General features: G+C 66.5%; 21 protein-coding genes. 19 read left to right on the plus strand and 2 right to left on the minus strand.

What is annotated here, in order from left to right:
* Positions 1-268 precede the first annotated feature (268 nt).
* From RT614_RS28000 to RT614_RS28070, 15 genes are all read left to right on the plus strand, one after another.
* Complete coding sequence (locus RT614_RS28000) at positions 269-1,069, plus strand: MetQ/NlpA family ABC transporter substrate-binding protein (protein WP_313625728.1); 801 nt, start codon at positions 269-271, stop codon at positions 1,067-1,069.
* Positions 1,070-1,091: 22 nt separating this feature from the next.
* A complete protein-coding gene (ssuE, locus tag RT614_RS28005; protein ID WP_313625730.1) occupies positions 1,092-1,685 on the plus strand; it encodes an NADPH-dependent FMN reductase in 594 nt (197 codons plus the stop codon).
* A gap of 14 nt (positions 1,686-1,699) precedes the next feature.
* Positions 1,700-2,872 (plus strand): FMNH2-dependent alkanesulfonate monooxygenase, encoded by a 1,173-nt coding sequence (gene ssuD, locus RT614_RS28010; protein ID WP_313625731.1) that lies wholly within the window; start codon positions 1,700-1,702, stop codon positions 2,870-2,872.
* Positions 2,872-3,699 carry an ABC transporter permease subunit gene (locus RT614_RS28015; protein ID WP_313625732.1) on the plus strand — a complete coding sequence of 276 codons (828 nt, stop codon included), beginning with the start codon at positions 2,872-2,874 and terminating at the stop codon, positions 3,697-3,699. The genes ssuD and RT614_RS28015 overlap by 1 nt, the downstream gene beginning before the upstream one ends.
* Entirely contained in the window at positions 3,699-4,925 is a 1,227-nt protein-coding gene (locus tag RT614_RS28020) for an acyl-CoA dehydrogenase family protein (RefSeq protein WP_313625733.1), read from the plus strand. Before RT614_RS28015 ends, RT614_RS28020 begins: the two co-directional genes overlap by 1 nt.
* An 11-nt stretch (positions 4,926-4,936) precedes the next feature.
* Positions 4,937-5,746 (plus strand): methionine ABC transporter ATP-binding protein, encoded by an 810-nt coding sequence (locus RT614_RS28025; RefSeq protein ID WP_313625735.1) that lies wholly within the window; start codon positions 4,937-4,939, stop codon positions 5,744-5,746.
* Positions 5,746-6,408, plus strand: a complete 663-nt coding sequence (locus RT614_RS28030) for a methionine ABC transporter permease (protein WP_056566920.1) — start codon at positions 5,746-5,748, stop codon at positions 6,406-6,408. Before RT614_RS28025 ends, RT614_RS28030 begins: the two co-directional genes overlap by 1 nt.
* Before the next feature lie 15 nt (positions 6,409-6,423).
* Complete coding sequence (locus tag RT614_RS28035) at positions 6,424-7,251, plus strand: MetQ/NlpA family ABC transporter substrate-binding protein (RefSeq protein WP_313625736.1); 828 nt, start codon at positions 6,424-6,426, stop codon at positions 7,249-7,251.
* 33 nt (positions 7,252-7,284) lie between these two features.
* On the plus strand, positions 7,285-8,190 hold the full coding sequence (locus RT614_RS28040; RefSeq protein WP_313625738.1) for an ATP-binding cassette domain-containing protein: 906 nt from the start codon (positions 7,285-7,287) through the stop codon (positions 8,188-8,190).
* 68 nt (positions 8,191-8,258) lie between these two features.
* On the plus strand, positions 8,259-8,474 hold the full coding sequence (locus RT614_RS28045) for a molybdopterin-binding protein (protein ID WP_006227327.1): 216 nt from the start codon (positions 8,259-8,261) through the stop codon (positions 8,472-8,474).
* 131 nt (positions 8,475-8,605) lie between these two features.
* Positions 8,606-10,069 carry a DUF3300 domain-containing protein gene (locus tag RT614_RS28050; protein WP_313625740.1) on the plus strand — a complete coding sequence of 488 codons (1,464 nt, stop codon included), beginning with the start codon at positions 8,606-8,608 and terminating at the stop codon, positions 10,067-10,069.
* A 23-nt stretch (positions 10,070-10,092) separates the two neighbouring features.
* Positions 10,093-10,941 (plus strand): DUF2950 family protein, encoded by an 849-nt coding sequence (locus RT614_RS28055; RefSeq protein WP_313625742.1) that lies wholly within the window; start codon positions 10,093-10,095, stop codon positions 10,939-10,941.
* 183 nt (positions 10,942-11,124) lie between these two features.
* Complete coding sequence (locus RT614_RS28060; protein ID WP_313625819.1) at positions 11,125-12,105, plus strand: YncE family protein; 981 nt, start codon at positions 11,125-11,127, stop codon at positions 12,103-12,105.
* Positions 12,089-12,931, plus strand: a complete 843-nt coding sequence (locus RT614_RS28065; protein WP_313625744.1) for a polysaccharide deacetylase family protein — start codon at positions 12,089-12,091, stop codon at positions 12,929-12,931. The genes RT614_RS28060 and RT614_RS28065 overlap by 17 nt, the downstream gene beginning before the upstream one ends.
* Positions 12,932-12,933: 2 nt before the next feature.
* Positions 12,934-13,941, plus strand: coding sequence for a sterol desaturase family protein (locus tag RT614_RS28070; RefSeq protein ID WP_313625746.1), 1,008 nt, complete (start codon positions 12,934-12,936; stop codon positions 13,939-13,941).
* A gap of 87 nt (positions 13,942-14,028) precedes the next feature.
* On the opposite strand, the gene RT614_RS28075 is transcribed toward RT614_RS28070, so the two are convergent.
* Together RT614_RS28075 and RT614_RS28080 are read right to left on the minus strand one after the other, a co-directional pair.
* On the minus strand, positions 14,029-14,529 hold the full coding sequence (locus RT614_RS28075) for an acyl-CoA thioesterase (RefSeq protein WP_313625748.1): 501 nt from the start codon (positions 14,527-14,529) through the stop codon (positions 14,029-14,031).
* Positions 14,530-14,606: 77 nt separating this feature from the next.
* Positions 14,607-16,256 carry a DUF1254 domain-containing protein gene (locus tag RT614_RS28080; RefSeq protein WP_313625821.1) on the minus strand — a complete coding sequence of 550 codons (1,650 nt, stop codon included), beginning with the start codon at positions 16,254-16,256 and terminating at the stop codon, positions 14,607-14,609.
* 289 nt (positions 16,257-16,545) lie between these two features.
* On the opposite strand from RT614_RS28080, the gene fdnG reads away from it, so the two are divergent.
* The 4 genes from fdnG to fdhE all read left to right on the plus strand — a co-directional run bounded on the left by fdnG (position 16,546) and on the right by fdhE (position 22,202).
* Positions 16,546-19,614 carry a formate dehydrogenase-N subunit alpha gene (fdnG, locus tag RT614_RS28085; protein WP_313625750.1) on the plus strand — a complete coding sequence of 1,023 codons (3,069 nt, stop codon included), beginning with the start codon at positions 16,546-16,548 and terminating at the stop codon, positions 19,612-19,614.
* Positions 19,615-19,624: 10 nt separating this feature from the next.
* On the plus strand, positions 19,625-20,524 hold the full coding sequence (fdxH, locus tag RT614_RS28090) for a formate dehydrogenase subunit beta (RefSeq protein ID WP_313625752.1): 900 nt from the start codon (positions 19,625-19,627) through the stop codon (positions 20,522-20,524).
* Entirely contained in the window at positions 20,517-21,149 is a 633-nt protein-coding gene (locus tag RT614_RS28095) for a formate dehydrogenase subunit gamma (protein WP_313625754.1), read from the plus strand. The genes fdxH and RT614_RS28095 overlap by 8 nt, the downstream gene beginning before the upstream one ends.
* 120 nt (positions 21,150-21,269) lie before the next feature.
* On the plus strand, positions 21,270-22,202 hold the full coding sequence (gene fdhE, locus RT614_RS28100; protein WP_313625756.1) for a formate dehydrogenase accessory protein FdhE: 933 nt from the start codon (positions 21,270-21,272) through the stop codon (positions 22,200-22,202).
* The last annotated feature ends 7 nt before the right edge of the window (positions 22,203-22,209 follow it).

The following is a 22,209-nucleotide window of genomic DNA, read 5'->3' on the forward strand; positions in this document are numbered from 1 at the left end:
GTCGGTCTCCTTGAAAACCATCATAGGCCTGCACACAAAAATCCGGACACTCCCCTCACAACTTCACCAGCAAGAAATCACGAAACCCCCCACTCAAAATTCCAAACTACGCACTCATCAAAACCCCCAGTAATACCCCCATATTTCCATTCCCCCCTCAAACGCATCCGCCACATAACCTCATATCGACTAAGTATTTTTCCGCCCACCAGCGCGATGACAGAATCACTTCGTCTTCTCAAAACACCACCCGATCGGAAACGAAAACATGTCCCCGCTACGCCGCCTTCTGTCCACCGCAGCACTCACGCTCGCGTTCGCCGCCGGCGTCCATGCCGAGGATAAAAACTCGATCACCGTCGGCATCTCCGTCGGCACCGCGGAAAAAATCTTCGACGTCGTCCAGCAAGTCGCTGCCCGCGACGGACTCAAGATCAAGCTCGTGAAATTCAACGACTACCAATTGCCCAACGCCGCCTTGAACGCCGGCGACCTCGATGCCAATGCGTTTCAGCACAAGCCCTTCCTCGACAACCAGATCAAAGCGCGTGGTTTCGACATCGTGCCCGTCGGCCTGACCGTCACCGCGCCGCTCGGCTTCTACTCGCGCAAGATCAAGTCGCTGGATGAACTGCCGGAAGGCGCATCCGTTGGCATCCAGAACGACCCCTCCAACGGCAACCGCGCCTTGCGGCTGCTGTCGGCCTACAAACTCATCACCCTCAAGCCCGAGGCTGAACAGAAGAACAACGCCACGCCGCTGGACGTCGTGTCCAACCCACGCAAGCTCAAGCTCGTCGCGCTGGATGCCGCGCAGTTGCCGCGTTCGCTGGATGACCTGACCGCGGCGTCCATCAACAACGACTATGCCGAGCAAGCGGGCCTGGTGCCGGCGCGCGACGCCATCGGGCGCGAGGCGGCCGATGGTCCCTACGCCAACCTCATTGCCGTGCGCACCAAGGATCGCGACCAGCCGTGGGTCAAGAAACTCGTGTCCGCGTACCAGTCTCCCGAGGTGCGCGCCTACATCGAGCGTGAATTCAAAGGCTCGCTCGTCCCCGCCTTCTAACGCAACATCCCGGCGATTCACCATGAGCATTCTCACCCTGGCGGGCAGTCCGTCGCAGCGTTCCCGTTCCTCCGCCTTGTTGCGCCATGCCGCCCACATCCTGCGCGCGCGCGGACTGCGGATCAGTGAGCTCGGTTTGCGCGACATCCCCGCCGAAGAACTGATCGAAGGCCACTACAGCGGCGCGGCTGCCGGTGCGCTGCGGGCGCGCGTGGCGGCCGCGGATGCGGTGCTGATCTCCACGCCGGTCTACAAGGCCTCGTTCTCGGGCGGGCTGAAAGCCGTGCTCGACCTGCTGGACGAAAAGGCGCTGGCCGGCAAGGTTGTGCTGCCGATCGCGACCGGCGGCAGTCCCGCGCATCTGCTGGCGCTGGAATACGGCCTGAAGCCCGTCCTGTCCGCCCTTGGCGCGCGCCACATCCTGGCCGGCGTCTACGCCACCGACAAGCAGGTGCGGCTGGACGAACAGGGCAATGCCGACATCGACGACGACGTGCGCGGACGCCTCGAGGATTCCGTCGATCGTCTGTCCGAACAGGTGCTGCCGCGCGGCGCCGCCGTCAACGAAGCCTACGACCTGGGTCGCCTCGCGCTGGCGGGCGGGTTCAGCGTCTGACCTGGAGTTTTCCGATGGATGTTTTCTGGTTCATTCCCACGCACGGGGATTCCCGATATCTCGGCACCAGCCGCGGCGCGCGCGCCGCCAGCTACGACTACTTCCGGCAGGTCGCGGTGGCCGCCGACACGCTGGGCTATGACGGCGTGCTGCTGCCGACGGGCCGCTCGTGCGAAGACGCATGGGTCGTGGCGTCCAGCCTCATCGGTGCGACGCGCAACCTGAAATTCCTGGTGGCGATCCGCCCGGGCGTCAGTTCGCCCCAGGTGTCCGCCCGCATGGCCGCCACCTTCGATCGCCTGTCCGAAGGGCGGCTGCTGGTCAACGTGGTGACGGGCGGCGACCCCGGTGAACTGGAAGGCGACGGCGTCTTCGTCAGCCACGACCAGCGCTATGCCATTACGGCCGACTACCTGAAGATCTGGCGCGGCATCCTGCAGAACAGCCACCAGGCCGAAGGCTTCAGCTTCGAAGGCGAACAGCTGGTTTCCAAGGGCGGGAAGGTCATCTATCCGCCCGTCCAGAAGCCCTATCCGCCGTTGTACTTTGGTGGCTCGTCCGAAGCCGCGCATGAACTGGCGGCCGAACAGCTTGACGTCTACCTGACCTGGGGCGAACCGCCCGACGCCGTCGCGCGCAAGATCGCCGACGTGCGCGAGCGCGCGGCGCGTCATGGCCGCAGCGTCCGGTTCGGCATACGCCTGCACGTCATCGTGCGCGAAACCACCGAGGCGGCGTGGGCCGCGGCGGACGAGCTCATCAGCCATCTCAGCGACGACGCCGTGCAGGCCGCGCAGGCGGCCTTCTCCAAGATGGATTCCGAAGGCCAGCGCCGCATGGCCGCCCTGCATGGCGGCAAGCTGACCGACGGTAAGGGAGGCCGGTCCCATCTGGAGATCTCGCCCAATCTGTGGGCAGGCGTCGGTCTGGTGCGCGGGGGGGCGGGCACGGCCCTGGTGGGCGATCCGCAGACCGTGGCGGAGCGCATTCAGGAGTACGCGGATCTCGGCATCGACACCTTCATTTTTTCTGGCTATCCGCACCTGGAAGAGTCGTACCGCTTCGCTGAACTGGTCTTTCCGCTGCTGCCGGGCAAGGGCGAGCGCAAGGCGGGCAGCACGGTGCTGACCGGTCCTTTCGGCGAGGTCATGGCCACCGAACTGGTGCCCAAGGAATCGGCAAGCTGATGTCGGACGTTCGCTCCTTGCGCCGCCCCGCGACGCCATCCCGTCGCTGGCTGTCGGCCGCGTCGGCCGCCGCGTTGCCGCCGATCGTGGCCGTGGCCGTTTGGCAGGCGGCGTCGCAAGCCGGCTGGCTGACCGAACGCATCCTGCCGGCGCCGTCATCCGTGGCGGCGGCGACGGCGGCGCTGGCGCGGTCTGGCGAACTCTGGGAAGCCGCCGGCGCAAGCGCCCTGCGCGCGCTCATCGGCCTGTTGCTGGGCGGCGCGGCGGGGCTGATCCTGGGTGCGCTGAACGCCATCGCCCGCCGCGCCGGCGCGCAGGCCGACCGCCTTTTGCAAGCGCTGGGCCTGGTGCCCGTGCTGGCCTTCGCGCCCTTGATCCTGTTGTGGCTCGGTGCTGGCGAGACCGCCCGGCTGGCCCTGCTGGCGCTGGGAGCGTTCTTTCCCATTTATCGGCGCACCGTGCGCGGCGTTCGCGAGGTCGATGCCGGACTGGTCGCGATCGGCCAGTCCTGCGGACTGCAGGGTTGGCCGCTGTGCGTGCACGTGATCCTGCCCGGCGCGCTGCCTTCCATGCTTGCCGGCCTGAAGCGGGCAGTGGGCCTGGTGTGGCTGATCCTCGTTGCGCTTGAACTCTTTGCCGCGCCGTCCGGGCTGGGTCGACTGGCGCTGGCTGAGAACGGCGTGGCGCGTCCCGAGGTGCTGCTTGGCGTCATCACGCTCTATGCCGCGATGAGCGCGGTGTCCCGCGCGCTGGTGCTTGCGTTGGAGCGCCGCCTGCTGCGCTGGAGTCCGGCGCATCGCCCGGAACTTTTTTCAAGGACAGATTGATGGCCAAGATCCCCCAACTGCACGACGCGCGCCACGGTGAAGGCGCAAGCCCCGCACCCGCGGCGTCCGCGGGCTCCGCCACCGCGCTCGAAACCCTGGCCGCGCAGCTGGCCGCCACGGCAGTCGAACGCGACCGCGCGGGCGGCCACGCGGCCGCCGAGCGTGAACTCATCCGCGCCAGCGGCCTCTTGCGCCTGTCCATCCCCACCGCCTATGGCGGCGCGGGCGCCAGCTGGTCGACGGTGCTGGCCGCCGTGCGCCGCCTGGCTGAAGTCGATAGCGCGCTGGCGCACGTGTTCGGCTTTCATCATCTGCAGGTCGCGGGTGTGATGCTGTACGGCACGCCGGAACAGCAGGCCTACTTCCTTCCGCCCACCGCCGAGCGCCAGCTTTTCTGGGGCAACGCGCTCAACCCGCTGGACCGCCGCGTCATCGCGCGCGCCGAACTGGACGGCTACCGCATCGACGGCGTGAAGAACTTCAGCTCGGGCTCGGTCGGGTCGGACCTGCTGACGTTTTCCGCGTGGCACAAGCCTTCCGGCACGGCGCTGATTGCGGCATTGCCGACGCAGGCGGACGGCATCACCGTCAATCCCGACTGGGACGCCTTTGGCCAGCGCCAGACCGACAGCGGCACCGTGCGCTTCGATCACGTCCGGCTCGAAGCCATCCAGGTGCTTCAGGCGCCCGGCGTCGAGCCATCGCCGCGCGCCACGCTGCGGTCGCAGGTGGCGCAGCTCATCATGACCAATCTGTATCTGGGCATCGCACGCGGCGCCTTCCACGAGGCGCGCCGCTACGTGCGCGACGACGCCAGGCCTTGGTTCGCCTCAGGCGTTTCGCGCCACGCCGACGATCCCTACGTGCAGGAGCGCTTTGGCGAGTTCTGGCTGCGCGTGCAGTCGGCGCAGGCACTGGCCGACCAGGCCGGGCTGAAGCTGGATGCCGCCATTGCGCGCGGGCCGTCCGTCACGGCCGCGGAGCGCGGTGAAGTGGCGGTGGCCGGGGCCCAGGCCAAGGTCCTGGCGCACCGCGCCGCGCTGGCGGTCGGATCGGACCTGTTTGAAGTGACGGGCGCCAGTTCCACCGCCGCGCGCTACGGCTACGACCGCTACTGGCGCAATGCCCGGGTGCATACCCTGCACGACCCGGTGTCCTACAAGATCCGCGACCTGGGGCGTTATGCGCTGCTGGACCAGGCGCCCGAACCCACCGCCTATTCCTGATGGCCCGTGCAATGACCGAACTTCATGCCCTGTCCGACATCTCCGCCGTGCCGCAGCCCGTCATCCGGCTGGATGCGGTCAGCAAGTCCTTCGCCACGCGCGCCGGGCGGTTCGACGCCGTGCGCAACGTGTCGCTGTCGATCCGCGCCGGCGACACGTTCGGCATCATCGGCAAGAGCGGCGCGGGCAAGTCCACGCTGCTGCGCCTGATCAACCTGCTGGAACGTCCGGACGCCGGCGCCGTGCGCGTGGCCGGGACCGAGCTGACGGCGCTGTCCAAGCGCGATCTGCGGTCGGCGCGGCAGAACATCGGCATGATCTTCCAGCAGTTCAATCTGCTGCAGAACGAAACCGTCTTCGAGAACGTGGCGTTCGCGTTGCGTGTGCATGGCGGGCGCGGCAAACAGGAAGTCGCCGCGCGCGTGCGCGAATGCCTGGAGATCGTGGGGCTGACGGACAAGGCCGCGAGTTATCCCGCCCAGCTGTCCGGCGGCCAGAAGCAGCGCGTGGCGATTGCGCGCGCGCTGGCCAGCGAACCCGCCGTGCTGCTGTGCGACGAGCCCACGTCGGCCCTGGATCCCGAGACCACGCGGTCGGTGCTGAGCGTGCTGCGCGACATCAACAAGCGCCTGGGCGTGACCCTCGTGATCGTCACGCACGAGCTGGCGGTGGTGCGCGCGCTGTGCCGGCACGTTGCCGTCATGGAGAACGGGCAGGTGCTGGAGCAGGCCGAAATCGCCGGCGCCAACGTGCACCTGTCGTCCGCGCTGGGCCGCGAACTGATCCGCGAAGCCACCCACCCCTACGAAGAGGTCGCATGATGCTCGATACCTTTGTGCAGTTGCTGCCCGAGCTGGGCGTCGCGGTCGGGCAGACTTTCCTGATGCTGGCCATCGCGCTGGCGGCGTCCATCCTGCTGGGCGGGCCGCTGGGCATCCTGGTGTTCCTGACTGGGCCGGGGCAGTCGCTGGACCGTCCCGTCTTGCACCGCCTGCTGAGCTGGACGGTGAATACCGTGCGCTCCTTCCCGTTCATCATCCTGCTGGTGGCGCTGGTGCCCTTCACGCGCGTCATCGCCGGCACGTCCATCGGGCCGGTCGCGGCGGCGGTGCCGCTGTCGTTCGCGGCCATTCCCTATTTCGCCCGGCTGGTGGAACAGTGCCTGCGCGAAGTGCCGCGCGGGGTGATCGAAGCCGCGCACGCCGCAGGCGCATCGGAGCTTCAGATCGTGCGCCGTGTGCTGCTGGTGGAGGCCCGTTCGGGACTGGTGCTGGCGCTGACGGTGCTGGCCGTGAGCTTCCTGTCCTACTCGGCCGTGGCCGGGGTGGTGGGCGGCGGCGGCATCGGCGACCTGGCCATTCGCTATGGCTATTACCGCTTCCAGACCGACGTGATGGTGCTGACCGTGGCGCTGCTCGTCGTGCTGGTGCAGATCATTCAATTCGCCGGCAATACCGTCGCGCGACGCATCGACAAACGCTGAAGACCAAGGACTATCATGACGCACTACCGCACTCTGCTGACCGCCACGCTGGCCGCGCTGACGCTTGCAGGCGCCGCTCAGGCGGCCGATCCGGCCAAGAAGGAAATCGTGTTCGGCGCGACGGCCGGCCCTTACAGCGACCAGATCAAGCTAGGCATCAAACCGATCCTGGAAAAGCAGGGCTACACGGTCAAGATCGTCGAGTTCAACGACTACGTGCAGCCGAACTTCGCATTGGCGCAGGGCGCGCTGGACGCCAATGCGTTCCAGCACATCGTGTACCTGAAGAATTTCGCGGCCAAGAACAAGCTGGAACTTTCCGAGCTGGTGAAGGTGCCCACGGCGCCGATCGCCATCTACAGCAAGAAGTACAAAAGCGTCGACGCGGCGCCCGACGGCGTGAGCGTGGCCGTGCCCAACGACCCGACCAACCAGGCCCGCGCGCTGGTTGTGCTGCAGGAGCTGGGCTGGGTGAAATTGCGTGACGGCTATGACCCGCTTCAAGTGTCCGAAAAGGACGTGGCGGCCAATCTGAAGAAGATCAAGCTGATCCCGCTGGAAGCGGCGCAATTGCCGCGGTCGCTGGAAGACACGGACTATTCGTTCGTGAACGGCAACTTCGCGCTCGCTTCGGGCCTGAAGCTGACCGAAGCTCTGGCGCTGGAAAAGACCACGCCCACCTACCAGAACCTGGTGGCGGTGCGCACCGCCGACCGCGACAAGCCGTTCGTGAAGGACATCGCGGCGGCCTACGCATCGCCCGAGTTCCTGAAGGTCACCGAGCAGTCGTTCGCCGGCTTCGTGAAGACCGATTACCAGCAGAAGCTGGAGGCGGCCCGCTAGGGCCGTTCATCGGCGCACGCGCGGCTTGCGGCCATGTTCATCCATCCCAACGAGTTCGAGCTGTTTCAGCACCTGGAGGCGCCGGGCCGGATTGCGCCGGACAACGTTGCCAGCGATGCCGGCGCGCGCCCGGCGGCGTTGCGTGTGACGTTGCGCAAGCTTGCCCGGCGCCATGCCGGTCGAACGGTGCTGCAGCCGCTGGACCTGGAGATCGCCGCCGGCGAATTCGTGGCCGTGGTCGGGGAGCCGGGCAGCGGCAAACGCCCTTTGCTGCGGCTGCTGGCGGGCGAAGAGGCGCCCACCGGAGAGCAGGGCGGCGCGCCCGAGCGCGCTCCCGTGCTGTTCGACAACTTTCCGCTGTGGGCGCCGGACGATCGCGTGCGCATGCTGACGCCGGACGCGCGTCTTCTTCCCTGGAAGCGCGTGCTGCAGAACGTGGCGCTGGGATTGCCGGCCGAAGCGCGCGCGCAGGCGATCGCCGCGCTGGAGCAGGCGGGTCTGGAAAGCCACGGCGACGATTGGCCCGCCAGCCTGTCCGAAGCGCAGCGCCAGCGCGTCGCGCTGGCCAGGGCCCTGGCTCATCGTCCCGCGCTGTTGCTGCTGGACGAACCGCTGGCCCGGCTGGACGCGCTGACGCGCATCGGCATGCAGCGCGTCCTGGAAGAGGCATGGCGCCGGCATGGCTTCACCGCCGTGCTGGCCACCCATGACGCAGGCGAAGCCGTGGCGGTGGCCGACCGGATCCTCGTGCTCGACAAGGGCCGCGTGGCGCTGGACGAGCGCGTGGATCTGGCGCGGCCGCGCGTGCGGGGGTCGGCCCCCTTCGCGGCGCTGGAAGCGCGGGTGATGCGCGCTGCGCTGCGGCAAGAGAACACGCCGGATTCCGACCGGCCGCTGGCGCCCGTCATCCAGATCCGGCATTTGAGGCTGGCGGTCTGACGCCGCCAGTCGTCGGTTGCATCGGGGCGTCGACGCGGCGCCTTCCCCTTTACTTCAGGAGCAGAACCATGAGCATTCAATCCATCAACGCCCGCAACCAGTTCCGCGGCAAGATCAAAGAGATTATCCTGGGCCCGGTGGTGTCCGAGGTCGACGTGGATACCCCCGCCGGCATCGTCACGTCCGTGATCACGACACGATCGGTCAAGGAACTGGACCTGCAGGTGGGCACCGAGGTCCTGGCCTTCGTCAAGGCGACCGAGGTTTCCGTCGCCAAGCTGTAGTCTGAATGTAGTAGTCAAGGCGTGCCGCGCCGGCGCTTCCCAACCGCCGGCGTTAGGCATATATTGTCATCGCGATATCCGGCGGGTTCCTCCTGGCTTGTGGTTACATGCTGTGCGAATGGAGAACGGAAATGCGGCGACTGCAAGTGTGGTTCATCGGTTTGATGTGCCTGGGGCTGGCGGTCAGCTTCCCCGCCTTGGCGCAGACCAAGCTCACCAACGCGCAACTGGACCAGCTGATGGCGCCGGTTGCGCTGTATCCCGACGCGCTGCTTTCGCAGATCCTCATGGGGTCCACCTACCCCGACGACGTCGCGGCGGCGGCCAAGTGGTCGGCCGCCAATCCCAAGCAATCCGGCGACGATGCCGTCAAGGCCGTCGAGGCCGAATCCTGGGATCCCAGCGTCAAGTCGCTGGTCGCCTTTCCCTCCGTCATGGACATGATGGCCCGCGAGCCCAACTGGGTGAAATCCGTCGGCGACGCCTTCCTGGCGCAGCCCGAGGCCGTCATGGATTCCGTCCAGCGCCTGCGCACCCAGGCGCAGAAGGCGGGCAGCCTGAAAAGCACGCCGCAGCAGACGGTCAAGACCACGACCCAGAATGAAAAGACCGTCGTGGTGATCGAACCCGCGGATCCCCAGGTGGTCTACGTGCCCAGTTACAACCCGACGGTTGTCTACGGCACGTGGGCGTATCCGTCGTATCCCCCTTACTACTATCCGCCGCCGCCGGGTTCGATGTTCGCGACATCGCTGGTGGCCGGCATCGGTTTCGGGCTGGGGGTCGCGGCGATCAACTCGATGTGGGGCGATGCCAATTGGGGGCACGGCGACATCGATATCGACGTCAATCGCTACAACAATATCAACGCCAACAACCGCATCGAGCGGAACAACGCCAACAACAACCGGTCCACGTGGCAGCACAACGCCGCAAACCGGGGCAACGCGCCCTACGCCGACCAGGCCAGCCGCCAGCGCTTCGACAGCCAGCGGCAGGCAGGCCTGCAGAACCGTTCCCAGGCGGCGGGCCAGGCCGGCAGGGCGGCCGGCGCGGCGCCCGCGGCCGGGTCTCGTGATGCTGCCCGCCAGCGCGCGGCCCAGTCCTTCGAAGGCCGCACCGGGCAGCCCGTTGCGGGGCATAGTGGCGCGCGGGGCGAAGGCGCCGGTCGCGGCGACGGCGCGGCGGGCCGGGGGCAGGGCCAAGGGCCGCAGGGCGGGCAGGGCGCTCGCGACCGTCCCAACAGTGTGTCCACGCAGGATCGGGCCCAAGGACGCTCGACCGGCACGTCCACGAACGCCCGCACTGGCGACCGCGCCTCTGGCGTTTCCACGCAAGACCGCCAGGCGGCGGCCCAGCGCCAGCGCGCCGACGAAACGGCCGCGCGTGATCGAGCCCGCGCGTCCAACACCCACAACGCGCTGAGCGGCGCGGGCGACGGCGACCGCATGCGCCAGCAAAGCCAGCGCAGCGATATGAGCCGCGGCGGCGGCGGCCATCGCTCGACCGGCGCCAGCGCGCCTCATCGCGGCGGGGGCGCGGGCGGCGGTCATCGCGGCGGCGGCGGCGGGCGGGGCGGCGGCGGCCGGAGATAAGCACCATGGACAACGGAGTTCCTATGACGATTGCTCGTTTGCGCGCGCTGTGCGCCGCGTCGGTGTTGGCTCTCGGCTTCTCGGCCCCCGTCATGGCGCAAGCCGTGTATCCCAGCGCCCAGGCGGCGGCGCAGGCGTTCACCGACGCGCTGGCCTTGAACGATGTCGATGCGCTGGCAAAGGTGCTGGGGCCGAACCACAGGCAGATCGTGCCGGGCGGCGTCGACCAGGAAGACATCTACCGCTACCTTGCGGCCTGGGCGCGCAAGCACGACATCGTCACCGACGACGGCCGTTCCTGGGTCACGGTTGGCGATTCCGGTTGGACGCTGCCGGTGCCCATGGTGCGCGCCGGCCAGGGGTGGCGTTTCGATCCGGTGGCGGGCAAGGCGGAAATCCGCCGGCGCGCCATCGACCGCAACGAGCTGACGGCCATTGAAACCCTGCACGAGCTTCAGGCTGCGCAGACCCGCTACCGGCAGGGCGTGGGGCAGGGGCGCTACGCGCAGCGTCTGGTCAGCCGCGCCGGCGAACGTGACGGCCTCTATTGGCCCGAACTGCCCGACGCGCCGCCGCAGGCCTTCGGTCCGGACGCCCTGGCGATGGGGCCGGACGTGCCCGTCGACGACGCCTACTTCGGTTACCGCTACAAGGTGCTTCCGGGCAGCCAGGACAATTCGTACCGGATCGTCGCCTGGCCCGCCCGTTATGGCCAGACTGGAATCGGCACCTTCGTCATCGGGCCCGAAGACCGCGTGCTGGAAAGCGACCTGGGGCCGTCATCGGCGACGCGCGCGGCAGCCCTGCGCGAAGGCGATATCCGCAACGGAAACTGGGTCGACGCCACGGGCCAGCCTGCGCCCGGGAAGTGATTTTCGGGGCCGTATGACGGGTTCCGCACACGCTTGTTGCTGGGTCGCAACAGGCGTGTGGGTTTGTCGCCAAAGCCTGTTTTGCGCCGCGCTTGTGGCCCTTTTGTCAGGCGGCTGTGCATAAAATGACGAGCATCGGGACCTTGCCCGATTTCCCCTTGCCGGATCTTCAAATTGAACCCCATGCATTTTGTCCGCTACGCCCTGTTCGGCGTGGGGATGGCGCTTAGCGCCGCGGCGGCCTCCGCCCCGATTTTTGTCCTGAATTCCCTGGACGCAAACGTCAGCATCATCGATCCGGTCACCTACAAGGAACTGCGGCGCGTGCCCACCGGCAAAGAGCCGCATCACCTGTACCTGACGCCCGATGAAAAGTCGCTCATGGTGGCCAACGCCACCGGCGATACGATCACGCTGATGGATCCCAAGACGGGCGACGTGCAGCGCACGCTCACCGGCATCGTCGATCCCTACCAGCTCCAGTTCTCGCCGGACATGAAGTGGTTCGTCACGGCGGCCAACCGCCTGGACCACATCGACATCTATGCCTGGAAGCCGCTGGAAAAAGGTTTCGACCTGACGCTCGTCAAGCGCATCCAGGCGGGCAAGACGCCCAGCCACATCATGATCGACAAGCACAGCACGACGGCCTACGTCACGCTGCAGGACAGCGATCAACTGATCGCCATCGACCTGGCCACGCAGACGCCCAAGTGGACGGTGTCCGTGGGCAAGACGCCTGCCGACGTCTTTCTCACGCCCGACCAGAAAACCCTGCTGGTGGCGCTGACCGGCGACTCGTTCGTGGAAGCCTACGACGTCAGCAACGGCCCGGCCAAGCTGGTCAAGCGCATCCCGACCGCCGCGGGCGCGCACGCCTTCCGCGCCCAGGGCGACCACCGTCACCTTTTCGTCAGCAACCGCACGGCCAACTCCATCAGCCGCATCGACCTGCAAACGCTCACCGTCGTCGACACCTTCCCGGTGCCGGGCGGCCCGGACTGCATGGACGTGCTGGCCGACGGCAAGACCCTGCTGGTCACGTCGCGCTGGGCGCGCAAGCTGACCGTGGTGGACCTGGAACAGAAAAAGGTCGTCAATCAGGTGCCGGTCGGCAAGTCGCCCCACGGCGTCTGGACGCTGAACCATGCAGCGACGCGCTAAAGGTTGGCGACCTGCGGCGCAGCAGTACGCCGCCGGGTCATTCAAGCGCCGCCTTGGCTCCGCCCTGTGCCTGTCGCTCGCTGCCTCGGCAGCGGGCGCGGCCCCGCCGGCCTCCTGCGACAAGCCTGTCTACCTGACCTTCGACACCGGCCACATGGGCGTGGCGCCGCTGATCGCCGACGTGCTGGCCCGCCATCACGTCAAGGCCACGTTTTTCCTGGCGAACGAACGCACGCTCACCGACGGCTCCAGCCTGGATGACGTGTGGGCGCCCTGGTGGAAGGCGCGCGCCGCGGAAGGCCATGCCTTCGGTTCGCACACCTACGACCACGTCTATTGGCAGGCCGACCTGCCTGGCGGCAAGTTCCGCGTGAAGCCCAGCGCCGGTCCGGATGCGGGCAAGCGCGCCGAATGGACCGCCGAACAGTACTGCGCCGAGATCAAGCGCTCCGTCAGCCGGTTTCACCAGATGACGGGCCAGAACATGCTGCCGCTGTACCGCGCGCCGGGCGGCAAGACGTCGCCGGCGCTGCTGAAGGCCGCCAAGGCTTGCGGCTTCGAGCACGTCGGTTGGGCTGCCGCCGGCTTCCTGGGCGACGAACTGCCCAGCGACAAATACCCGAACGCCAAGCTGCTGGACCAGGCGCTGCGCAACGTCAAACCCGGCGACATCCTGCTTGCCCACCTGGGCATCTGGTCGCGCCAGGACCCCTGGGCGCCCGCCGTGCTCGAGCCGCTGATTGAAGGTTTGCAGCGCAAGGGCTATTGTTTCGCTACCTTGAACACCCATCCGGCCTATCGCGACTGGATCGCCACGCATCACTGATCATGGATACGCTTAGCCAACTCTTCGGAGACTGCCAGCAGTGGCTCTTCGAGACGGCGATTCAGCCCGCGCTGTTCCACCTGGGCCTGAGCAACTTCATCGAAGACGGCTACGACGCGACCATGTGGCTGCTCGTCGGGCTGCTTCAAGTGGCAGTGCTGGTGCTGGTCTTCGGACCCTTGCAGCGCCTGCGTCCCGTCGAACCCGTCACCGACCGCCGCCAGATCGGCATCGACGTGCTGTACACGCTGATCCACCGGCTGGGCGCGTTCCGGCTGGTGCTGTTCTTCTCCATTGATCCGTTCTGGGACAGCATCTTCGGACAACTGCACGTCTGGGGCTTCGCGCCGTTCCAGCTTGACCAGTATTGGCCCGGCGTCACGGACAAAGCCTGGGTCAGCCTGATCATCTACCTCCTGCTCTTCGATGCGGTGGACTACTTCTACCACCGGGCCCAGCATCGCTTTGGCTGGCTCTGGGCGTTGCATGCGGTGCATCACAGCCAGCGCCAGATGACCATCTGGAGCGACGACCGCAACCACCTGCTGGACGACATGCTGCGCGACGTGGTGGTCGTGTTCGTCTCGCAACTGGTGGGCGTGCCGCCGGCGCAGTTCGTCATGGTGGTGGCCATCACCCAGCTGGCGCAGAGCTTTTCGCACGCCAACCTGCGCATGCACTTCGGCGCGCTGGGCGAACGCCTGCTCGTCAGTCCGCGCTTTCACCGGCACCATCATTCCATCGCCTACGACGCCTCGTCGCCGGGGCCGGCCGGCGGCTACAACTTTGCCGCGCTGTTTCCCATCTGGGACGTGCTTTTCCGCACCGCCCGCTTTGGCGTGGGCTATGGCCCCACCGGCATTCACGACCAGCAGGCGGAACTGGGCGGCCGCGACTATGGCCGCGGATTCTGGTCGCAGCAGTGGCTGGGCATCAGGCGCATGCTGGGCCGCGACCGCGAACCCGTGGCGGCGCCGCCCGCCCCGCCGGCCGGCGTGGAACGCGCATGAAAAAACCCCGCAGCTGAATCTTTCCAGTCTGCGGGGTTTTTTCGTGCGGCCCAGGAATGCACCCGGGCCGCGACGCCGGCGTCAGGCTCAGGGCGTTTCGTGCGTCGTTTCCCGCTTGATCTCGCCGTGCCGGCGCTCCATCTCCTGGCGCAGTTCGCGGCGCAGGCCGGCGGCCTTGAAGCGCTGCTTTTCTTCCAGCGTGCGGGGTTCAAGCGGCGGCACCGCGGTCGGCGCGCCCTTGTCGTCCACCGCCACCATCGTGAAGTAACAGCTATTGGTGTGACGCACCAGCTTCTTGCGGATGTCCTCGGTGACGACCTTGATGCCGATTTCCATCGACGTGCGGCCCGTGTAGTTCACGGCAGCCAGGAAGGTCACCAGCTCGCCCACGTGGATCGGTTCACGAAACACGACCTGGTCGACGGACAGGGTCACGACATATTGGCCGGCGTACCGGCTGGCACAGGCGTAGGCCACCTGGTCCAGGTACTTCAGGATGGTTCCGCCGTGTACGTTTCCTGAAAAATTCGCCATGTCAGGCGTCATCAGGATGGTCATCGACAATTGGTGGCTAAAGGCGTCGTCCATGGCGGGCGGCTCATTCTTCATTAAAAGGGCTATGGTAGCGGCTGACGCCAGTCCTGGCGCGATCTTCAGGGCGCCGTTCAGGGTTTCTTCGCGGCTGCGGCCGGAGCAGTCACGGCGGTGGTTTTCGTGGCGGCTCCCCGGTCGGGTGAGGTCTTGGTGGCGGCCGGCGATCCGGCGGCCGTCTTGCCAGTCGCAGCGGCCGGAGCCCCCGCGGTGGACGTTTCCGCAGCATGCGAGTCCGCAGCCGGTGTTCCGTCGTTCCCCATTTCCACGGCCCCCATCTCCTCCGGCGCGGCTGCCGCTTCCGGCTCGTCCCGCACCACGGGCGGCGGCGCCCACAATCCATCCAGCACGGCAGCGCCCGGCGAATAGATGCGCAGCAGCACGCCTACCGGCCCGGCGGCCGGAATGGGCAGCCAGTTGAGCTGGTCTTCGGGCGCGGGGGCGTCGTGGCTCAGGATCAGGTCGAGCGAGCCGTCGGCGTTGTGACGCATCGGACGGCGATCGCTCAGCGCAAGGCGGTTGACGGGATTCGGCACGGGCATGCCCTGGGCGTCATAGGCCGCCAGCGACCACAGCGCGTCGCCGGGCGGCAACTGTCCACTTTCAAAGCGCAGCGTGTAGCGGTGGGCGCCGTCCAGCAGGGCGCCCTGGCTGTCCGTCGCCAGCAGCAGCACCGACAGGTCCTCGGGCAATCCCGCGCCTGGCTGCGCCTGGGCCGTCAGCGCGCGCCGCAGCCAGGCGTTGCCGTACACGCCGATGCTGGCCGTCTCCTGCTGCCAGCCGTTCGCGCCGCGCAGGGAGCTGCCCGCCGCCGCGTCCATGCGTTCGCGAGCGGCGCGCACGCCGCGGCGCATGCCTTGCTTGGCCGAATGGTCGAGCTTGTCAAAATCGAAAGGCCGGCCGGCAATCAACCCAACGCCGCGCAGCTTGGCCAGCACCGGCTGGTCCGTGGCGTGCGGCGGATGCTTGCGCAGCAGGTCGGCGGCATAGGTGAAAAAAGCATCCGTGGGCATGGAATCCACCTGTTCCCGCACCGCCGTCTTCAAGTCCAGCGACGCATCCGGCTTCGCGTGTGACGCCTGCGCGGGCAGGTTCCATTGCGCCAGCGGCGTCAGGACGAAGCCATCCTGCAGCGCGTTGACTGTCGGATAGTCGGCGGGACCATCGGCCTGGATCAGGTTCTTGACCCATACATGGGGGGTGGGCGCGTCGATGCGCGCCATGCCGGAAGGCAGCGTGCCGGTCCAGCCGGGCGGGACGATCGCGGTGTTGCTCTTGGCCGTGCCGGTGCTGCGCTTGCCCAGCGTGGCGAACACGTCTGTCCACATGTCCAGCAGCGTCAGCGTATACAGGCGCCCCTGCGTGTCCGGCGTCGACAGCACGACCGGTCCTGCCGTCAGGTCCACCCACGCCGTGCTGCGCAGCATGTCGGGATTGGCCCAGGGCGTGGCGGCGCCCACCTGGGGCAGCGCGCGTCCGTGCAGGAAGACGTTCGGCGCGGCGCCAAGGCTCCCTTGTGCGGCGTGCGTGAACTGACGCCGGGTCAGGTCCATGGTGACCAGCGGATAGAAATAGAGGTATCCCTCCATCGCCGCCTGCTGCGCCGCCTCGGTCGCGGCGGCGGCGGGCGACAGCACGGCGGGAGCCGCATGCGCGGGGGCGCGCGGCGCCAGGGCGAAGGTGCTGGCGGCCAGGGACAGGGCCAGGGGGGCAAGGCGGCGCATCGGCGCTCCAACGGTCATGCCGAAAATCGGCGGCGCAAGCGGGGTCGCGCGGTGCAAGCCTGCCGGGATGGTCAGGCAGCCGCCATCGTAGCAGCGCTGCATTGCCGCAAAATCCGCGAAAAAAGCGGATATTGACGTCAATTTTCAGACCAGTGAACGTTATGCCCACGCCGCGCGCGTATGGCGCGCGCAAATCCGGGCATATACTTGCTGATATTTCCTTGGAAGCTGTAGGGCTTTTCGTTGTGGAAATTCCGGCTTCCTTCATTCACCCGGAGAGGAGTGCTTCATGGTCAACATGAATCGCCGCCAGTTCTTCAAGGTGACCGGTGCGACGCTGGCGGGTTCCAGCCTGGCTTTGCTGGGGGTTGCTCCCGGCACGGCCATGGCCGAAGTCCGTCAGTTCAAGCTTGCGCGCATGACGGAAACGCGCAACACCTGTCCCTACTGTTCGGTTGCCTGTGGTCTGCTGATGTACGGCCTGGGAGACGGCTCGAAGAACGCCCGCGCCAGCATCATGCACATCGAAGGCGACCCGGACCACCCGGTCAACCGGGGCACCCTCTGTCCGAAGGGCGCGGCCCTGATCGATTTCATCCACAGCCCCAACCGCCTCAAGTTCCCGGAATACCGGGCGCCCGGTTCGGACAAATGGGTGCGGATCTCCTGGGACGACGCCCTCACCCGCATCACCAAGCTCATGAAGGCCGACCGCGACGCGAACTTCGTCGAGAAATCCGCGGACGGCAAGACAGTCAACCGGTGGCTCACCACCGGCATGCTGGCCGCCTCCGCAAGCAGCAACGAAGTCGGCTACATCACGCACAAGGCTGTGCGCAGCATGGGGATGCTGGCGTTCGACAACCAAGCCCGTGTCTGACATGGCCCGACGGTGGCAGGTCTTGCCCCGACGTTTGGCCGTGGAGCGATGACGAACCATTGGGTCGACATCAAGAACGCGGACGTAGTATTGATCATGGGCGGCAATGCCGCCGAGGCCCACCCTTGCGGGTTCAAATGGGTCACGGAAGCCAAGGCCCATAACAAGGCAAGACTGATCGTCGTGGATCCGCGCTTCACGCGCTCGGCATCCGTGGCGGACTTCTACGCGCCCATACGCACCGGCACCGACATCATCTTCCTGGGCGGCGTCATCAAGTACCTGCTGGACAACGACAAGATCCAGCACGAGTACGTGCGCAACTACACCGACTTTTCGTTCATCGTGCGCGAGGACTTCACCTTCGACGCTGGCCTGTTCTCGGGCTACAACGCCGAACATCGCAGCTACGACAAGGAAAGCTGGGACTACGAGCGCGGCGAAGACGGCTTCGTCAAGACAGACCCCACGCTGCAGCATCCGCGCACGGTCTACCAGCTCTTGAAGAAGCACTATTCGCGCTACACCCCCGACATGGTGGAACGCGTCTGCGGCACGCCCAAGGACAAGTTCCTGACCGTGTGCGACATGCTGGCGTCCACGGCCACCACCAATCGCGCCGCCACCGTCCTGTACGCGTTGGGCTGGACGCAGCACTCCATCGGTTCGCAGATCATCCGCACGGGCGCGATGGTGCAGCTTCTGCTGGGCAACATCGGCATCGCGGGCGGCGGCATGAACGCGCTGCGCGGGCACTCCAACATCCAGGGCCTGACCGACTTGGGCCTGATGTCGAACCTGCTGCCCGGCTACATGACCCTGCCCAACGAGGCCGAGCAGGACTACGCCAAGTACATCGAAACCCGGACGCTCAAGCCGCTGCGTCCCAACCAACTCAGCTACTGGCAGAACTACCACAAGTTCCACGTGAGCCTGATGAAGGCCTGGTGGGGCGATGCGGCCACGGCCCAGAACAACTGGGCGTTCGACTACCTGCCCAAGCTGGACAAGCTCTACGACATGCTGCAGGTCTACGAGCTCATGGTCCAGGGCAAGATGAACGGCTATATCGCGCAGGGATTCAACCCCCTGGCCGCGGCGCCCAACAAGGCCAAGCTGAACGAGGGCTTCGCCAAGCTGAAGTTCCTGGTCATCATGGACCCGCTGGTCACCGAGACCTCGGAATTCTGGCGTAACGCCGGTGAAGCCAACGACGTCGATCCGTCCAAGATCCAGACCGAAGTCTTCCGCCTGCCCACCACCTGTTTTGCCGAGGAAGACGGCACGCTCGTCAACTCCGGGCGCTGGCTGCAGTGGCACTGGAAGGGGGCGGAGCCCCCGGGCGAATCCAAGAGCGACATCGAGATCATGGCGCTGCTCTACACGCGCCTGCGCAAGATGTACCAGGAAGAAGGCGGCAAGTATCCCGACCCCATCGTCAACCTGTGGTGGCCGTATTCCAACCCGGAGAATCCCACGGCCGAAGAACTGGCCAAGGAATACACGGGCAGGGCGCTTGTCGACCTGGCCGATCCCAAGGATCCCTCCAAGATCATGCGCAAGGGCGGCGAGCAGCTGGCGGGCTTTGCCGAATTGCGCGATGACGGCTCCACGGCCAGCGGCTGCTGGATCTTCGCCGGCGCCTGGGGTCCCGGGGGCAACCTCATGGCCCGGCGCGACAACAGCGACCCGACCGGCATCGGACAGACCCTGAGCTGGGCCTGGGCGTGGCCGGCCAACCGCCGCATTCTGTACAACCGCGCCTCGTGCGATCCCGCGGGCAAGCCGTTCGATCCCCGGCGCAGCCTCATTTCCTGGAACGGCAAGGTGTGGGTCGGCGCCGACATCCCCGACTTCAAGGGCGACGAGAACCCCGACGGCGGCATGGGGCCGTTCATCATGAACCCGGAAGGCGTGGCGCGCTTCTTTGCGCGGGCGGGCATGGCCGAAGGGCCGTTCCCGGAACACTACGAGCCCTTCGAAAACCCGCTGGGCTACAACCCGCTGCACCCGAAGGCCAAGGGCGTCACCAGCAATCCAGCCGCGCGCATCTTCAAGAATGACCTGGCCGCGATGGGCACGGCGGAAAACTTCCCGCACGTGGCCACCACCTACCGGCTGACGGAGCACTTCCACTACTGGACCAAGAACGTCCGCATCAACGCCATTCTTCAGCCCGAGCAGTTCGTCGAAATCGGAGAGGCGCTGGCCAAGGAAATCGGCATTCCCAACGGATCGCGCGTCAAGGTGTCGTCCAACCGCGGCTACATCAAGGCGGTTGCGCTGGTCACCAAGCGGCTGCGCCCGCTCACCATCGAGGGCAAGACGGTGCACCAGGTCGGCATCCCCATCCATTGGGGGTTCGTCGGCATCGCGCGGCCTGGCTTCCTTGCCAACACGCTGACGCCATTCGTGGGCGACGGCAATTCCCAGACACCGGAATTCAAGTCGTTCCTGGTCAAGGTCGAGAAGCTCTAGGAGAACCGATATGTCCATGCAATCCCTAGACATCAAGCGGCGCTCCGCCACCACCACGCCGCCGCCGAGCATCCGCGAGCCCGTCACGGGCTCGGTGGCCAAGCTGATCGACGTCTCCAAGTGCATCGGCTGCAAGGCGTGCCAGAGCGCCTGCATGGAATGGAACGACGTGCGCGACGAGATCGGCGTCAACGTGGGCTACTACGACAACCCGGCCGACCTGACCGAGTATTCCTGGACCGTCATGCGCTTCTCGGAATTCGAGAATCCCGCCGGCGACCTCGAATGGCTGATCCGCAAGGACGGCTGCATGCACTGCGAAGACCCGGGCTGTCTGAAGGCCTGTCCGTCTCCCGGCGCCATCATCCAGTACACCAACGGCATCGTGGACTTCCACGAGGAAAACTGCATCGGCTGCGGCTACTGCATCACCGGCTGTCCGTTCAACGTGCCGCGCATTTCCAAGAAGGACAACAAGGCCTACAAGTGCACGCTGTGCTCCGACCGCGTGGCCGTCGGCATGGAGCCCGCCTGCGTCAAGGCCTGTCCCACCGGCGCCATCGTCTTCGGCACCAAGGACGACATGCACCAGCATGCGGCCGAGCGCGTCGAGGACCTGAAGTCGCGAGGGTTCCAGCAGGCGGGCGTGTACGACCCGCCCGGCGTGGGCGGCACGCACGTCATGTACGTGCTGCATCACGCCGACCAGCCGGGCCTGTATCACGGGCTGCCCGCCGACCCTCACATCAGTCCCATGGTGTCCTTGTGGAAGGGCCTGGCCAAGCCGCTGGGCCTGGCCGCGATGGCGCTGACCGCGCTGGCTGGCTTCTTCCACTATGCCCGCGTGGGCCGCAACGAAGTGACCGAGGAAGACGAGCGCAGGGCCGAAGAGGAGGCGCGCCATGAATGAAGAACGTCACTATCGCCGCATCAAGCGCTACACGCCGGGCGAACGCACTAACCACTGGATCATCGCGTTCACGTTCATCCTGCTTGCGCTGTCCGGGCTGGCGCTGTTCCACCCGGCCATGTACTGGCTTTCCAATCTGTTCGGGGGCGGCCCCTGGACGCGGATCCTGCATCCCTTCATCGGGGTTGTGATGTTCGTCTGCTTCGTCGTGTTCGCGGGGCACATGTGGCGTCAAAACCTGCTGACGAAGGCGGATCGCCAGTGGCTCAGGCAGCTTGACGACGTGGTCGAGAACCGCGAGGAAAAGCTGCCTGAAGTCGGCAAGTACAACGCGGGGCAGAAGCTGCTGTTCTTCGTGCTGGTCCTGTGCATGCTGGGCCTGATGGTCAGCGGCGTCGTGATCTGGCGCGAGTATTTCGCGTTCTACTTCCCGATCTGGGTGGTCCGGGCGGCGTCGGTGCTGCACGCGGTTTGTGCGCTGGTGCTGATTTGCGCGATCATTGTGCATATTTACGCAGCGATCTGGGTTAAGGGCTCCTTGACGGCAATGCTGCGCGGCTACGTCACAGCCGGCTGGGCGTGGAAACACCACCGCGCCTGGTTCCGGGAGCAGGTGAAGAAATAGTCCGCGCGGTTGTTCCTTACTCCACGCGGTCCGTTTTCCTCGGGCCCGCCTGTAGCGATCGCACGGCTGCTATCCTCCATGCAGAGGCTGGCAGCCGTGTTTGTTTCTCTGGAGACGAAATTGCAGCGAATCCTTCCGCGCGGCGAAATCGAAGCGCTAGACCACAACGCCATTCCCCGCGTGACCCTGCCGGAACGCGATGCCGTTTTCGCGGCGCGGGCGGCCCGGTTGCGTCACCTGGCCGACGGCAATCCCGTAGGCGATTACCTGCTGCTCATGGCGCACCTGGTCGATGCCCAGCATCGCGCACTGAAGGACTGCGCCGCGCCGGAAGCCTCCCAAGATCGCATTTCCCTCGCCCAGGCGCACGGCATGCCGCCGCTGCAGGCCGTGGGCTGGCCGCGCGACCCCCTGTGGCGCCGCATCCTGGCCCGGCTGCTGGACGATGTGTCGGCCGCCCAAGGCGTGCCGGCTGAAGCCATCGAAGTCTGCGCCGCAATGCGCCGCGCGCTGGACCAGGATCCGGAGTCGCTGGAAGATCTGGCCGAGGCCGTGCTGTCCGAGCAGGACCAGGGCGTGGACAGCGCCGCTGCGCCCTTCGTCATGGCGGCGTTGCAGGTCTACTGGACCGACCTGGCCAGCCGATTCAATCCCAAGCAGCTCCCGGTCGCCAGCCCCTTTGGCGTGTGCCCGGTCTGCGCCAGCCTGCCGGTCGCCAGCATCGTGCGCGTGGGCGGGCAGTATGAAGGCTACCGATATCTGTGCTGCAGCCTCTGTTCGACGCAGTGGCACATGGTGCGCGTGAAGTGTTCGCATTGCGAGGACGTCGAAAAGGTCGCGTATCAGGCCATCGAAGGACGCTCGCCAGCCATCAAGGCCGAAACCTGCGACCACTGCCACACCTACCGCAAGATTTTCTACCAGGACAAGGACCTGAACGTGGAGCCGGTGGCGGACGACCTGGCCAGCCTGATGCTGGACGTGCTGGTGGGCGAGGCGGGCTATTCGCGGTCCAGCGGCAATCCGCTGTTGTGGCACGGCGCGCAGGACTAGAACCCGT

The sequence above is a fragment of the Achromobacter sp. genome (genome assembly GCF_032102605.1).
GTDB lineage: Bacteria > Pseudomonadota > Gammaproteobacteria > Burkholderiales > Burkholderiaceae_B > Achromobacter.